This is a genomic window from Brachybacterium alimentarium (assembly GCF_002332425.1).
Lineage (GTDB): Bacteria > Actinomycetota > Actinomycetes > Actinomycetales > Dermabacteraceae > Brachybacterium > Brachybacterium alimentarium.
The window spans coordinates 48,321-62,709 of the sequence record NZ_NRGS01000006.1 but is presented as its reverse complement, the minus strand read 5'-3'; the positions used below and the strand labels follow the sequence as shown (position 1 = coordinate 62,709).

Genomic DNA, 14,389 nt, shown 5'->3' with positions numbered 1-14,389 from the left:
CCAGCGCTGAGCCATTTCTCGAGAGGCGGGAGTTCATGGTCGAGTTCGTGCTGTACTGCGTGCCCGCCGCCGTGTACCTGGTCGTGCAGCGTCGCCGAGCAGATACCTCTTCCACTCTCGCTCGCCAGCGGCTCGGTGCCGTTCGAGGTTCTCCATCGGCGTATGGGTGGGCGGCACTCCTGCTGGCGCCGCTTCTCCTCGCAGCGTGGCTGATGATCGTGGCGATTCCGGATGATGTGCTGGCAGCTCCTGGAGTGTCGATCGCTCGACCCGCGTCAGTCGGTGTCGCGCTCGGTGTGGTGCTGAGGGCTGTCGGGGAAGAGGTGCTGTTCAGGGGACTTCTCGGAGGCGTGTGCCTGCGGAGGCTCGGCTTCGGGCGGGGAAATCTCCTCCAGGCGGCGATATTCCTCCTGCCGCACCTTCCGCTGTTGCTCATCGATGTTCGGGTGTGGCCGGTCATCCCCGTGCAGTTCGCGGCCGGGTGGCTGTTGGGCTGGCTTCGTCATAGGACCGGGAGCTTCATGCCCGGTGCGCTCGTTCACGCGGTCAGCAATCTGGCCGCAGGGCTGTTCGCGGTGTAGACGCTGCCGGGTCCGGGACGCTGTTCACGCGGCCGCAGTCAGCGCGGGCTCGGCGGGGAGGTCGCGTCGTGCCACCCCTCGCGCTCCCTCTGCACTGTGGCGGAATCACCTCGCCACGGTGGCCGAGCACCTGGGCTACCGTCCGGCGGCCCGCTTCGTCCGGGCGGTCGCCGGCGCGGTCCAGGGATCCTCGGGCCAGGGGTGCTTGGGATAGCGACCGCGCATCTGCTTGCGCACGTCCTGGTAGGGCCCGTCCCAGAAGGACCGCAGGTCATCGGTGATCGCGAGCGGCTGGCGAGCCGGGGAGAGCAGATGGAACAGCACCGGCACCCGGCCTCGCACTACGCGCGGCGTCTCGGACAGCCCGAACACTTCCTGCAGCTTCACGGCGACCACGGGGCGGCCGTCCTCGGCGTCGGGCGCGGGATAGTCGATGCGCGCGCTCGAGCCCGAGGGCACCGCGAGCCGCTGCGGCGCCAGGGCATCCAGCTCCGCGGCCTCCGGCCAGGGCAGCAGATGGCGCAGCCCTCCGGCCACGTCGACCGAGGTCAGGTGCGTGGTGCGGGCCGAGAGCTGCGGGGCCAGCCATGTCTCCATGGTCGACAGCAGCGACGCCTCGTCCATCGCGGGCCACGGCGCTCCGAGCTCACGGTGCACCAGAGCCAGACGGGCCCGCAGCGAGCGTGCCGTGTCGTTCGCGGGCAGGGCGTCCAGCCCTCGGGAGCGCACGTGGGCGAGGACCGCCGGCACGGTGTCCTGCTTCGTGGCAGGGACCGGGGTCGAGGACAGCTCGATCGCCCCCAGCGCCCGCCGCGCCCGCGCCCGGACGGTGCCGCTCTCGAGCACGGCGGTGCGCTCATCGCGCAGCAGATCCGCGCCGGCCAGGAAGGCGTCCTCCTCGGTGAGCGGGGCAGCGGTGCGGATCACCGCCCCGGTCCCGTCGGCGGCCCGCCCCTCGGCCCTCTGCACCTCCCAGACGGCGAGCCAGGGCGCTGCCAGCAGTCCGCTGCTCTCCGGGAGCGCCGCCCGGGTGCCCGAGGCGAGCAGGTAGGAACGGGAGCCGTCCTCGATGCGGCGCGCGATACGTTCGGGCCGGGCCAGGGCGAGGATCGCTCCCGCCTGCTCGGCGGCGTCCGGCGAGGTCACCCGCCTCGCGCCCCTCGAGGAGTCGCCGAGTGCGTCCCGGGCGATCCTGGCGAGACGGTCCCGCTCCCGGGCCCAGCGCTCGGTGCCCGGCGCGCGAGCCGACCTCAGCTCCTGCAGCAGGCGGGGAAGATCGGCACCGACGGGCCGGTGGTCGTCCGAGACGGCGGCGACCACCTCTGCCGCCCGACGGGCGCCGTCCCGGCCGGGCAGGCCCCGGGCGCCGTCGACCAGGGCGCGGGCCTCGCGGACCCCGATCGGCATGCGCGACACCCGGGTGCCGGAGTCCGTGGGCAGGCCCGAGGCGTCGACGAGGGAGAGCGCCCTCAGCGTCTGCTCCGCAGCGGTGATCTCCGCAGCGGGCGGCGGAGTGAGCAGGGCGAGACCGTCCCCGCGCGGGGTGCCCCAGCAGGCGAGCCACAGCGCGGCATCGGTGAGGTCGACACTCGTGATCTCCGGGGCGGACTGCGCGGGCATACCGGCGAGATCGGACTGCGCGAACACGCGCACCGCATGGCCGGGGCCCAGGCGGGCGGCGCGGCCGGCCCGTTGAGCGGCCGCGGCGCGCGAGGCGCTCACCGTGACCAGACCGGACATGTCACGGCCCCGGTCGCGGCGCACCTCGCGGGAGAGCCCGGCATCGACCACCAGGTGCACGCCCGGCACGGTCAGCGAGCTCTCCGCGATCGACGTGGAGACCACGATCCGCTGCGGCTCCCCGGGACGCCGACCGCCGGTGGCGCGGTCCTGCTGCGCGGTGGGCAGGCGCCCGTGAAGGGCGAGCACCTCGACCTGCTCACCGACGAGGCCCTGCAGCCGGGAGACCACCTCATCGACCTCGCGGGCACCGGGCACGAACACCAGGGCGTCGGATCCTGCCTCGCGCTGTGCCCGGGCAGTGGTGCGGGCCAGGTGGTCGAGATAGTCCCGCGTGATGCCGCGGGCATCGAGGCGGAGCGTGGGAGAGGGCGCGTAGGAGAGGGTCAGCGGGTGCAGGGCGCTGGGCACGTCGACCACGGGCGCGTCGTCCAGGAGGGCGGAGACCGCGGCGGCGTCGAGCGTGGCGGACATGGCGCCCACCAGCAGATCCTCACGCAGCTGGCGCACCTCGGCGAGCATCCCCAGCAGCAGGTCCGTCTCGAGCGAGCGCTCATGGACCTCGTCGAGCACCACTGCGGCGACGCCGGGCAGCGCGGGATCGGCCAGCAGGCGCCGCAGCAGCACCCCGGGGGTGATCATCTCCAGCCGGGTCGAGCGGCCCACCTGGCGCTGGCCGCGCACGGTGAACCCGACGGGCCCGCCCAGCTCGCTGCCGTCCAGCAGGGCGATCCGGCGGGCGGCGGCGCGCACGGCGACCCGGCGCGGCTGGGTGACGAGGGTCAGGCCCTCGGCGAGGTTCGCGACCAGCGGCGGCACGAGCGTGGTCTTACCGGTGCCCGGAGGGGCGGTGACCACCATCGCGCCGCGGCGCGCGGCCGCTTCGAGCTCCTCCCGCGCGGACGCGACGGGGAGCCCTGCCCCGATGGCGTCGAGATCGAAGCGGTGCGGGGGAGGGGGCGAGGGCATTCCCCCATGATGCCGCGCCGGGCGGTCAGGGGCCCAGTCGCTGCCTGTCCGGGGTCTGCTTCCCGCGTGCCCAGCAGTTCAGATCATCCGGGCGCGGGCCCGGGTGCGGGCCGGGACCGGGGGCGGGTGCGCTGGCGGTGTCGGGTGCGGCGGGTCAGTTGATGAGGTCGAACTCGACCTGGTCAGTCTTCTCGCAGACGCTGGTCACGGAGATCGTCCACTGCTCGATAGCGGCTGTCTCGCCGAGGGTGATGTCCTCGAGCGGACGGGCCTCGCCGCCGCCCAAGGAGGCGGTGAGCTGGGCGTTCTCGCCGGAGATCCCGGTGGCCTCGATGGTCAGCGTCTCGCCGTCGCGCTCGGGGAGATCCGGGGTCGAGGACTCGCCCACCTCGGCGAAGTAGGCGCCCTCGCCGGAGCAGGCCGCAGGAGGCTCGAAGCCGTCGGGCGCCGGGGTCACCGCGATGGGCTCGACCGGCATGGAGGCGGCGGTCTGGCCGCCGCCGTCGGACGTATCGGCCACGACGGTGCCGTCGGACTCCCCGTCACCGCCGTCGTCGGACGTCGCGGACTCTCCGGACGCCGCAGAGGAGTCCTCCGCCGCAGGATCCGAGCCCGCACTGCAGCCGGCGGCGAGCAACGTCACGGCGAACAGCGCGCCCACCAGACGGACGGGCAGCGGACGGCGGGGGAGCGAAGTGAGGGACACGCGAAACCTCTCGGAACGGACTGACGGGCGCGCACTACGCTACTGGAGCCCTGCGCACGGGCCACCACGCACGTGCCACCATCGAGGAAGCCCCCGAGGGTCGGGAGCATGACGAAGGCGGGAAGGAGACCGGCATGGGAGCGAAGTCGTCGCGGCGCACGAGGCGACAGGGCACCCCTGCAGCCGGTCCCTCGGCCCAGGCCGACGGAGCGCCGACCCCGCCGGCCCGACCCGCGCCTCCGACCCCGAAGGCGCTGCGCGGGAGCACTGACCCCGCGCGCACCGTCCGCCCCGTCGACTGGACCGCGACCGGCCGCCGCCCTGCGGAGGACCCGTCGGCCCGCAGCGGCCCTCGCCCGACGCCGACGAGCGAGGAGTCGCCCTCCGATCGGCTGCCCGGTCGCGGACGACGGCTGGAGCCGCAGCGCGTGCCGAGCGCCCCGCCCGCCGCTGCCGTGCACAGCCTCGCCCCGGAGGATCCGCGACCGCGGCCGCGCCCCCTGCGGGTGGACGGGGACGACATCCGCGCCGTCGGCGTCGAGGACCTGCGCACCTCGCGGATCGTGGAGGTCGTGGCCGAGCCGGAGGATGCCTGGACGGCGGACGCCGGGGCCAGCGATCATTTCCTGCGCGGCGGGCTCGTCGTACAGGTACGGCGGGCCGACAACGCCGTGATCGGCGTGTTCTCCTCCCGGTATGCGCTGTCGGTGCGGCCGGAGGACTACGAACCGGCTCTCGACATCGCCGAGGACGCCGCCGGGCCAAGCGCACGCGGCGGTCGAGGGACGAGACACCCCACCAGCCGTCGGGAGCTGCTGCGCCGGATGGAGTCGGCCGGATTCGTGGTCACGCCCGGCTCGACCCACGGCCGGGTGACCCACCCGGACCATCCCGGGCTCGTGGTCCCCTTCGCCTCGACCCCCTCGGATCGTCGCTTCACGCGCCATGCGGTGGCCCAGATCCGGCGAGTGTTCGGGATCGATCTGCGCCGCTGAGCGAGAGGTCCGGAGCGAGACGGCCCCGGACGAAGAAGTGCCCCGGCTCGTCCCCACGAGCCGGGGCCATCCCTTCCCCCGCGCCTCCGGAATAGTGGGAAGTCCGCTTCCTCCTCAGTCGGCGGTCCCTCCGGTGACGCGTTGAGACGAGTACACACGGTCTCCTGGAAAAAGCTCTGCGACGGTGCTGTTCATTCCCTGGGAAGCTCGCTGGCCTGCACACTCAGCGACGTGTGGCCGAGCGCCCGCAGCACATGGACCAGTCGGTCGAACGCGATCGTGCCGGAGACCGCGCGCAGCACCACGGCGTCGTCCGACGGCTCCTGCCCGGCGGCGCTCCCCATGCGCAGATACTCCAGCTCCCGTTGTGCGATCCGGCTCATCGGCTCGGCATAGTGCAGCAGCGTCTCGGGGTCCGACGGCATCTCCCAGCTCTCGAGAGTCCGGACCAGGGCGTCGAGCGCTCGCCGGGGGACGGAGTCGATGTCCGGCCATCCCAGGCGCTCGAGCATCACCGCGACCGACGGATGCTCGTCCCGCGGGCGCTCGCCTCCCGCCGGCTCCACGTCAGCACCCAGGATGATCGCCTGCGCCTCCTCGAGCGCGGCGATCAAGGGCACGGCCGGATCGTCGAGCAGCGCGGCCAGGCGGCGGATCCGGGGAATCGGGGCGTCGGCCATCTCGCGCAGCACCCGGATCAGCTCGAGGCGTTCCAGATGGCGCGGGCCGTACTCCTGACGAGTGGCGGTGAGTCTCGCCCCCGGTGGCAGCAGGCCTTCGCGCCGGTAGTACTTGATCGAGGCCGTGCTGCACCCGCTCGCTGCGGCCAGTTCCTGCAGCAGCATCTCTTCACCGTCCCTGGATAGTGCGGGGACCTGCGACTATCTTGATGGCGCGGTCCTGGATAGTGACACTATCGTCTGGTGCATGGGGTCGCTCACGCCAGTCATCGCCGTCCACGCCGTCGCCGCGCTGTACGTGCTCCTGCTGGGGCCGCTGCAGATCCTGCGGCCACGACGCGACCGGGCCCACCGGATCCTCGGAGGGACGTGGGTCGCGGCGATGCTGGTGGTGTGCGGCTCGAGCTTCGGGATCATGCCCGACGGGTTCTCCTGGCTGCACGGTCTCTCGCTGTGGACCCTCACCTGCATGGTGATCTCCCTGGCCGCGATCCGTCGCGGGAACGTCGGCGTGCATCGCGGCTTCATGATCGGGTCCTATCTGGGCACCCTCACCGCGTTCGCCTTCGCTGCCCTGGTGCCCACGCGACTGATCCCCCAGCTGCTGCACAGCGATCTGCCCATGGTGCTGATGACAGTGCTCGGCGTGGCCCTCCTGGTGGGGTGCTTCGCGCCGCTCATGATCCGCGGCGTGAGGGCTGACGGGAACGGGATCGCCATCGACGATCAGAGCGCGCAGCCGAGCAGGCAGCCTGCGACCGGGCCGCTCAGTCAGCCGGAGCCGTGAGCTCCCGAGCGCCGGGGCTGACCGGCCGGTCGTCTCGTCCGCAGGTCCCGGGACGGCAGGACGGATGACCGAAAAATCTGGCTCGCGAGTGCGGAAGACGTGCCCGGGCCTGCGCGACGTGGAATACTGCCCGCACTGACCACCGCTCTTGAAGGCCCGCCCGCCGCGGAGTGCACGGCATGCACCACTCCGCGCGTCCCCGACGAGGAGTCGAGACGATGCTGACGAAATTCCATGACGCCCTCCGCCTGCGAACATCGCCGGTGATCTTCTTCGGCTCGGCGGCGATCATCATCGCCTTCGTGGTCGGGACGATCGCCTTCACGGAGCCTCTGAACAAGGCGACCACGGCGGCCTCCAACTGGCTGCTGACGAATCTGGGATGGTTCTACATCCTCGGTGTCACGGTGTTCCTCGCGTTCCTGCTGTTCATCGCGATGGGCCGCTTCGGCCGCGTGAAGCTCGGACCGGACGAGGAGCCTCCGGAGCACTCCGGCGGCGCGTGGTTCGCGATGCTGTTCGCGGCCGGGATCGGCTCGATCCTCATGTTCTGGGGCGTTGCGGAGCCGATCAGCCACTTCGGCGATCCGCCCCGTGGGGTGGAGCTCGGCCTCGAGGCCGGGACCTGGGGCGCCGCCCGGGACGCCATGAACTTCACGTATTACCACTTCACGCTGCACACCTGGACGATCTTCACGCTGCCGGCGCTGTGCTTCGCCTACTTCATCCACAAGCGCAACCTGCCGCCCCGCGTGAGCTCGATCTTCCAGCCGATCCTCGGCGAGGGAATCCACGGCCCGATCGGCAAGTTCATCGACATCGTCGCGATCATCGGCACCATCTTCGGCATCGCCGTCTCGGTGGGTCTGGGCACCCTGCAGATCAACGGCGGCCTCAATCAGCTGTTCGGCGTGCCCGAGACTGCGGGCTGGAACCTCATCATCATCGGCGTGGTCTGCGGGCTCGCACTGATCTCGGTCTCGCTGGGCCTGGACAAGGGCATCAAGGTCCTCTCGAACATCAACATCGTGGTGGCCGTGCTGCTGCTGCTGTTCGTGCTGGTGGCCGGCGGCTCGACGCTGTTCATCCTCAAGGGGACGCTCGAGTCCTTCGGCAGCTACCTGGTCAACCTGCCCGAGCTCGCGCTGTGGAACGACACCATGTCGAACTCCGGCTGGCAGAACACCTGGACCGTCTTCTACTGGGCCTGGACCATCACCTGGTCGCCGTTCGTGGGCATCTTCATCGCCCGCATCTCGAAGGGCCGCACCATCCGTCAGTTCGTCTCCGGTGTGCTCGCCGTCCCCGCGGGCTTCTCGGTGATCTGGTTCGGCATCTTCGGCTACGCCAGCTTCGACATCGAGCTCAACGGCGAGGGCGGCCTGGTGGATCGGGTCGTCGGCGAGGGAGACATCCCTGGCGCGCTGTTCGCGTTCCTGGATCACTATCCGCTCGCATTTCCCGTGTCGGTGATCGCGATCATCCTGGTGATCATCTTCTTCGTGACGTCGGTGGACTCCGCCGCCCTGGTCACCGACTCGATGGCCAACGGCCATGAGGACTACAACCCGCTGGGGCAGCGAATCTTCTGGGGGGTGTCGATCGCCCTGGTCACCGCCGCCCTGCTGGTGTTCTCCGGCGAGGACGGGCTCACCGCCCTGCAGTCGACGATCATCCTCGTGGGTCTGCCGTTCTTCATCATGGGCTGGTTCCAGATGTACGCGCTGCTGCGCGCGCTGAAGGAGGACGCCGGTGAGATGCCCAGGATGCGCACGCGCGAATGGGCGCAGGTGCTGCCCCCCGAGGAGTACGAGCGCCGCGAGGACGACGCCGAGTTCGACACCGAGGACTACGTCGTCGAGCCGACGTACACCACGGAGATCCCGATCATGCGCGACCCCTACGAGGAGGTCGAGGAGGTCGAGCCGGAAGGGGCAGCCGGGAGCGGAAGCCTGGCGGCCCGCACGGGAAGCTCCCGCCCTGAGCTGCCCGAGGACGGACGCCCGCAGTCGCGCTGACCGGGCCGCCCCGCCGACCGCACGAAGGCACGGCACTGGACGGTGCACGGATCCGGACGGTGCGCTGATCCGGCAGGGTCCGGGACGACGAAGGGCCGACGCCCGCGGAAGCGGTGCGTCGGCCCTTCGTGCTGTCCGGGGACGGTTCAGGCGGCATCGACCTGAGGGCGACCCTTCTGCGGATGAGCGGCCGGGTGGCGGTCGGCGCTGCGGCGGTAGTACATCGCGAGCATCGCACCGGAGAGGTTGTGCCAGATGGAGAAGATCGCGGCGGGCAGGGCGGCGGCAGGGCTGAACGCGCTGGCCGCGAGCGTCGCGGCGAGCCCCGAATTCTGCATGCCCACCTCGATCGAGGTGGTGCGGGCGGCGCGCTCTCCCTGGCGCAGCAAGCGGGCGGCCCAGTAGCCGATCAGGTAGCCCAAGGCGTTGTGGAGCACCACAGCGAGCAGCACGATGGCGCCCGCGGAAACGATCGCCTCGGTGGAACCGCTGACCACGGCGATGACGACGAGCGAGATGCCGGCGACGCTGACCCAGGGCAGGGCCGGCAGGACCGTGTCGACCAGCTTCCCGAGCACCAGGCGCACCACGAGACCACCGATCACGGGGATCAGCACCATCTTCACGATGGACATCGCCATGCTGCCGGCATCCACGGGCAGGTAGGAGCCGGCCAGCCAGAGCGTCAGCAGCGGGGTGAGCAGCGGTGCCAGCAGGGTCGAGATCGACGTCATCGTCACCGACAGCGCGGTGTCCGCCTTGGCGAGATAGGTGATGACGTTCGAGCTGGTGCCGCCCGGGGCGCAGCCCACCAGGATCACGCCCACGGCGAGCTCCGGCGGGAGCTGCAGCAGGAGGGAGACGCCGAGGCCCACCAGCGGCATGATCACGTACTGCGCCACGACCCCGATCAGCACCGGCAGCGGCCGACGGGCCACGAGGCCGAAGTCCGGCAGGGTGAGGGTCAATCCCATCGCGAACATGATGACGCCGAGATAGAGGCTGGTGTGCGGCGCGAGCATCTGGCCGACATCCGGCACGAAGAAGCCGAAGGCGGCGGCGAGGAGGATCAGTGCGGGGAACACGCTCACCGCGATGCGGGCGGAGCGGTCCTCGGAGGTGAGGGCGGGCTTCGCCGGGGCGGAGGAATGGGTCATGCGCGCACACTACGACCGCTCCCGTCATGCGAGACCCTGATCTCGACATGTGGACGATGGTGCGGGTGGTGCCGGGGGCGCGGACAGCGCCCCCGGCGCTCGGCGCTCAGGACGTGCGCGACCGCTGTCTCGCGGGGACGGGCCAGGCGTGCACCGGCTCGCCGGAGTCGACGCCCTCGCGATACAGCCGGGTCATCTCCGCGAGCGCTTCGGGGCGGCTCGCCCCGCGCAGCTCGAGCGAGGTGACGGTGTCGATCTGCCACCGGGCGCCGTTGCGCCCCGTGCCCGTGCGCTCGGTGAGGATCTGCCCGTAGTGCTCGGTGACCTCCGCATCCGCACCGAGGGTCCGCAGCCCGTCCATGGCCTGAGGGATGAGCTGATCGCGCAGCAGATCGGCCACGCGGACGCGCCCCACCTTCGGCCAGCGCACGCGTGCCTCTAGACCCCACCGAGCGCACTGCTGGAACGACTCGTCGGCCTGCTCGAAGCTCATCCGCGACCACAGCGGGCGGCGCTCGTGCACCAGCGTGTGCAGGATCCCGTAGAAGAAGGCGGCGTTGGCGGCCATGTCCGCGGCCGTCGGCCCCGCCGGCAGCAGACGGTTCTCCAGCCTCAGGTGCGGCACATCGGTGCTGGGATCGTAGATCGGGCGGTTCCAGCGCCACACCGTGCCGTTGTGCAGCATCAGCTCATGCAGCCGTGGTGAGGAGCCCTCGGTGAGCAGCGGTTCCTCGGCCATGTCCCGGGACTCCGGGATCAGCGCGGGGAACAGGCGCACGTTCTCCTCGAACAGGTCGAACATCGAGGTGATCCAGCGCTCGCCGAACCACACCCGCGGCCGCACGCCCTGCGTGGCGAGCTCGGGCGGACGGGTGTCCAGGGCCTGTACGAACGTCGGGATCCGGGTCTCGTGCCACAGACGCTTGCCCAGCAGGAACGGTGAGTTCGCGGCGAGCGCGACCTGCGGACCGGCGATCGCCTGCGCGGCGTTCCAGGCGGCGGCGAACTGCTCGGGCGGGACCTGCAGGTGCAGCTGCATCGAGGTGCACGCCGATTCCGGGGCGATCGAGTCGAAGGTGGTGTCCAGCCCCTTCCCCTCGCCGTCGATGCGGAGGTTGATCTCCTCGCCACGGGCCTCCATCACGGAGTTCTCGAGTGCTTCGTAGCGGGCCCCGGGGGCTCGCCAGTCCTCGCCGGTGAACAGCTCCTCGGTGATGGTGGGGAGATGCCCGATCGGGATCACCCGCGCGCCATGGCGCTGGGCTGCGGCGTCGGCCTGCTCCATCTTCGCGGTCAGCTCGGTCTCCAGGTCCCGCAGACCCGTCCCGGTGGGGTGGGTGACGGGCAGATTGGCCTCGAGGTTGAAGCGACCGATCTCGTGGACGAAGTCCTCGTCGTCGAGGTCCTCCAGAACGGTGTCGACCAGCAGGGCCGGGGCCATCCCCTCGGTCTCGGCGAGGTTCATCTCCAGCTCGACACCGACGGTGCCCTCGTCGATGAACTCCGCCGTGTCCAGGAACGACTCGAAGAGGTCCAGGTTCCGGCGCAGCTCCTGGCGATAGCGGGTGCGCTGGGAACGGGTGTACTCCGTGGTGCCGATCTCGCGTCCCATGGTGACCTCCGGGTCGATGGCGGGGTGATCCCGCAATCCAAGCACGCCGCGTGCCGGGCCGGGTACCAGGCGCCGCCCTGCGGAACGACTGGTCGGGTGCGGGTGCGGGTGCGGGTGCGGTGCGGGAGCGGCCGGTGCCGAGGCCGACGACACAGGGCGCAGTCCGCGTCGAGGGGACCGGACGCGAACGGGAGCGGGACATCGGGACGATTGCTGAGCGCCCTGCCCAGGCATAGCGTGGATGCAGCGGGACGGTCCTGCGGACGTTCGATGAAGGAGCGCTTCCATGCCCGATCTGAAGAGCAGCTACGACCACGTGATCGTCGGTGGCGGGGTCGCCGCTGACAAAGCGGCCCGAGCGGTGCACGAGAAGGCACCGGACGCGACGATCGCGATCCTCTCGGCCGACGCCGACGGACCCGTCTACCGCCCCGCACTGACCAAGGACCTGTGGCACGGCGACGATCCCGATCCCGCCTCCCAGGACCTCAACACCGCCGAGGAGACCGGCGCCGACCTGCACACCGGGACGCCCGTCACCGCGATCGACACCACGGCGCACTCCGTGACGACAGCTGACGGCGCCACCGTCGGCTACGGGACGCTGCTGCTCGCGACCGGCTCCTCCCCGCGCCGTCTCGGCGCCCGGCAGGACGCGCGCGTGGCGTACCTGCGCTCCGTCGCGGACTACCGCCATCTGCGCGACCTGGTGCAGGAGGGCACCCGCACCGCCGTGGTGGGCGGCGGATACATCGGCAGCGAGATCGCCGCCGGGCTCTCGGCCGCAGGCGCCGAGGTGACCCTGTTCCATTCCGGGGACAGGCTGCTGGGCGGAATGTTCCCCGAGTCGGTCAGCACCCATGTCGCCGAGGTGTTCGCCGAGAAGGGCATCCGCCTCACCGGCGGCTTCCGCCTCGCCGGGATCGACGCCGGCGAGCACCTCACCCTGACCGCCGAGGACGGCCGCAGCGAGACGGCGGACGTCGCCGTGCTCGGCCTCGGTGCCCAGCTCGAGACCTCCCTCGCCCGCGAGGCGGGGCTCGAGCTGGACGGAGACTTCGTGGTGGTCGATGAGCAGCTGCGCACCAGCGCCCCGGACGTCTGGGCGGCGGGCGACATCATCCGCTTCACCGATCCGCTGCTGGGCGACCGGCACGTCGAGCACATCGACCACGCGGAGGCCTCTGGTGAGGCGGCGGGGAGGAACATGGTCGGCGGTCAGGAGAAGTACGAGTACACGCCGCTGTTCTACTCGGATCTCTTCGACGACGGCTACGAGGCCGTCGGCCGCCTCGATGCGTCCCTGGAGACCGTGGAGACCTGGGATGTCGACCACGGTGCCGCGGTCGTCCACTACCTCGAGGGCTCCGAGGTGGTGGGCGTCCTGCTGTGGAACACGTGGGACGCGGTGCCGACGGCGCGCGAGGTCATCGCCGCATCCCAGGCGGGGAGGCTGAGCCCGGACGAGCTGGCGCAGCAGATCACTCCCGGAGGCTGATCCGCGCGGGCCGGGCCAGCGGGTCGCCCGGCCATGCCTCGAGCCGGCAGGCGGGACTGTCGAGCCGGCAGGCGGGACCCTCGGGCCGCCGGGCCGGCCCGAGGGCCCCGGTCGGGTCAGGCGGTGAACAGCGCGACGGCGCGGATCGCGGTCTCGACCAGTCCGTAGGCGAGGGCCGCGACCACGAGCACGGCGAGCGCGCTCGCCACCACCGTGTGGCTCGCGCCGGCCTGGGCATGGGCGTCCGTGCCGCCCTTGCCGTTGATCGCGTCATGGGCGCCGGCGCGGTCCGCCTCCTGCTTCCGCGCGACCACCGCCTCGTCCTCGAAATGCCTCTCCGGGACCCGACGGATCAGAAGGTTCGCCACGAAGCCGACGGCGAGGATGCCCGCCATCAGCCACATCGAGAGCCTGTACAGCTCCATGCCGGAGTGCCCGGCGGAGGCCTGGGATTCGACGATGGTGTTGACCAGCAGTGGCCCTGCGACGCCGGCGGCCGCCCAGGCCGTCAGCAGCCGCCCGTGGATCGCGCCCACCTGGTACACGCCGAACAGGTCCCTCAGGTAGGCGGGGACGGTGGAGAAGCCGCCGCCGTAGAAGGAGATGATCACCAGCGCGGAGAGCACGAAGAGCGCCAGCGAGTGGGAGCCGACGGTCGCGATCACGACGTACAGGATCGCGCCGACGCTCAGGTACAGCGCGTAGTTGAGCCGGCGTCCCAGGTAGTCCGAGGTGGTGGACCACACGAAGCGTCCGGCCATGTTGGCCAACGACAGCAGCCCTACGAAGCCGGCGGCCGCCGCAGCGGCGATGCCGAAGCCGTCGGTGATCATCGGGGCGGCGTTCTCGAGGATGCCGATGCCGGCGGTGACGTTCGTGAACAGCACGATCCACAGCAGCCAGAACTGGGGCGTGCGGATCGCCTGCTTCGCGGACACGGAACCGGAGGTCTGTGCCGGATGGCTGGTGGCGTCGGCCGGATCGAATCCGCGCGGCAGCCAGTCCGGATGGGGGAGGCGGATCACGTAGGCGCCCAGCGCGATCGCCAGCAGATAGCAGCCGGCGAGCGTGAGGAAGGTCGGGGTGAGGCCCGCGACCAGATGCTCGGGGTCCTGCCCGCCGCCGAAGAGCGCCATCAGCTTGTTCGAGGCAGGGCTGGCGATCAGCGCGCCTCCGCCGAAGCCCATGATCGCCAGGCCGGTGGACAGGCCCGGACGGTCCGGGAACCACTTCATCAGCGTGGAGACCGGGGCGATGTAGCCGATGCCCAGGCCGATGCCGCCGATGACCCCGTAGCCCAGGTAGACCAGCCACAGCTGACCGGCGGAGATGCCGATCGTGGAGACGAGGAAGCCGAGCACCCAGAACCCGCCGGCGGCGACCATCGCCATCCGGGGCCCGACGCGCTCCACCCACGTCCCGGCGATGGCGGAGGAGATGCCGAGCATGGCGATGGCGAGGGAGAAGATCCAGCCGACCGCCACCTCCCCGACGTCGAAGTGGCTCTGGAACGGAGCCTTGAACACGCTGAACGCGTAGACCTGCCCGATGCACAGATGGATGGCCAGCGCGGCCGGCGGGATCAGCCAGCGGTTGAAGGTCGTCGGCGCGATGATCGCCGAACGGTCGAGGACGGTCATGAGGCC

11 protein-coding genes are annotated in these 14,389 nt (G+C 71.2%); 5 read left to right on the top strand and 6 right to left on the bottom strand.

All coding sequences use genetic code 11. The features are described from left to right. Positions 1-35: 35 nt before the first annotated feature. Positions 36-581, top strand: coding sequence for a CPBP family intramembrane glutamic endopeptidase (locus CIK71_RS06145; protein ID WP_096164336.1), 546 nt, complete (start codon positions 36-38; stop codon positions 579-581). 135 nt (positions 582-716) lie between these two features. Here CIK71_RS06145 and hrpB read toward each other — a convergent pair whose 3' ends face one another. After that, positions 717-3,290, bottom strand: a complete 2,574-nt coding sequence (hrpB, locus tag CIK71_RS06140; RefSeq protein WP_096164310.1) for an ATP-dependent helicase HrpB — start codon at positions 3,288-3,290, stop codon at positions 717-719. 154 nt (positions 3,291-3,444) lie between these two features. Continuing rightward, complete coding sequence (locus CIK71_RS06135; protein WP_096164309.1) at positions 3,445-3,996, bottom strand: hypothetical protein; 552 nt, start codon at positions 3,994-3,996, stop codon at positions 3,445-3,447. A 134-nt stretch (positions 3,997-4,130) separates the two neighbouring features. Here CIK71_RS06135 and CIK71_RS06130 point away from each other — a divergent pair, with 134 nt between their 5' ends. After that, entirely contained in the window at positions 4,131-4,991 is an 861-nt protein-coding gene (locus tag CIK71_RS06130) for a type II toxin-antitoxin system HicA family toxin (RefSeq protein WP_245857337.1), read from the top strand. Between the two features lie 191 nt (positions 4,992-5,182). Here CIK71_RS06130 and CIK71_RS06125 read toward each other — a convergent pair whose 3' ends face one another. After that, the gene (locus CIK71_RS06125; RefSeq protein WP_096164308.1) at positions 5,183-5,836 is read right to left on the bottom strand and encodes a MerR family transcriptional regulator; all 654 of its coding nucleotides are present in this window, start codon (positions 5,834-5,836) and stop codon (positions 5,183-5,185) included. 82 nt (positions 5,837-5,918) lie between these two features. On the opposite strand from CIK71_RS06125, the gene CIK71_RS06120 reads away from it, so the two are divergent. Continuing rightward, positions 5,919-6,458 (top strand): DUF2306 domain-containing protein, encoded by a 540-nt coding sequence (locus tag CIK71_RS06120; RefSeq protein ID WP_096164307.1) that lies wholly within the window; start codon positions 5,919-5,921, stop codon positions 6,456-6,458. A gap of 218 nt (positions 6,459-6,676) precedes the next feature. Continuing rightward, positions 6,677-8,476, top strand: coding sequence for a BCCT family transporter (locus CIK71_RS06115; RefSeq protein WP_096164306.1), 1,800 nt, complete (start codon positions 6,677-6,679; stop codon positions 8,474-8,476). Between the two features lie 146 nt (positions 8,477-8,622). Here the strand turns inward: CIK71_RS06115 and CIK71_RS06110 are convergent, their stop codons facing one another. Both CIK71_RS06110 and CIK71_RS06105 read right to left on the bottom strand, forming a co-directional pair. Further along, a complete protein-coding gene (locus CIK71_RS06110) occupies positions 8,623-9,633 on the bottom strand; it encodes a bile acid:sodium symporter family protein (protein WP_096164305.1) in 1,011 nt (336 codons plus the stop codon). 106 nt (positions 9,634-9,739) lie between these two features. Continuing rightward, a complete protein-coding gene (locus CIK71_RS06105; RefSeq protein WP_096164304.1) occupies positions 9,740-11,245 on the bottom strand; it encodes a glutamate-cysteine ligase family protein in 1,506 nt (501 codons plus the stop codon). A 286-nt stretch (positions 11,246-11,531) separates the two neighbouring features. On the opposite strand from CIK71_RS06105, the gene CIK71_RS06100 reads away from it, so the two are divergent. Next, positions 11,532-12,743, top strand: a complete 1,212-nt coding sequence (locus tag CIK71_RS06100) for an NAD(P)/FAD-dependent oxidoreductase (RefSeq protein WP_096164303.1) — start codon at positions 11,532-11,534, stop codon at positions 12,741-12,743. Positions 12,744-12,859: 116 nt separating this feature from the next. Here CIK71_RS06100 and CIK71_RS06095 read toward each other — a convergent pair whose 3' ends face one another. Continuing rightward, positions 12,860-14,383 (bottom strand): OFA family MFS transporter, encoded by a 1,524-nt coding sequence (locus CIK71_RS06095; protein ID WP_096164334.1) that lies wholly within the window; start codon positions 14,381-14,383, stop codon positions 12,860-12,862. Positions 14,384-14,389: the final 6 nt, after the last annotated feature.

Coding starts and splice junctions, on each gene's coding strand:
- CIK71_RS06095 (WP_096164334.1), bottom strand. CDS start 14,383: ATGACCGTCCTCGACCGTTCGGCGATCATCGCGCCGACGACCTTCAAC.
- CIK71_RS06100 (WP_096164303.1), top strand. CDS start 11,532: ATGCCCGATCTGAAGAGCAGCTACGACCACGTGATCGTCGGTGGCGGG.
- CIK71_RS06105 (WP_096164304.1), bottom strand. CDS start 11,245: ATGGGACGCGAGATCGGCACCACGGAGTACACCCGTTCCCAGCGCACC.
- CIK71_RS06130 (WP_245857337.1), top strand. CDS start 4,131: ATGGGAGCGAAGTCGTCGCGGCGCACGAGGCGACAGGGCACCCCTGCA.
- CIK71_RS06110 (WP_096164305.1), bottom strand. CDS start 9,633: ATGACCCATTCCTCCGCCCCGGCGAAGCCCGCCCTCACCTCCGAGGAC.
- CIK71_RS06125 (WP_096164308.1), bottom strand. CDS start 5,836: ATGCTGCTGCAGGAACTGGCCGCAGCGAGCGGGTGCAGCACGGCCTCG.
- CIK71_RS06145 (WP_096164336.1), top strand. CDS start 36: ATGGTCGAGTTCGTGCTGTACTGCGTGCCCGCCGCCGTGTACCTGGTC.
- CIK71_RS06120 (WP_096164307.1), top strand. CDS start 5,919: ATGGGGTCGCTCACGCCAGTCATCGCCGTCCACGCCGTCGCCGCGCTG.
- CIK71_RS06115 (WP_096164306.1), top strand. CDS start 6,677: ATGCTGACGAAATTCCATGACGCCCTCCGCCTGCGAACATCGCCGGTG.
- hrpB (WP_096164310.1), bottom strand. CDS start 3,290: ATGCCCTCGCCCCCTCCCCCGCACCGCTTCGATCTCGACGCCATCGGG.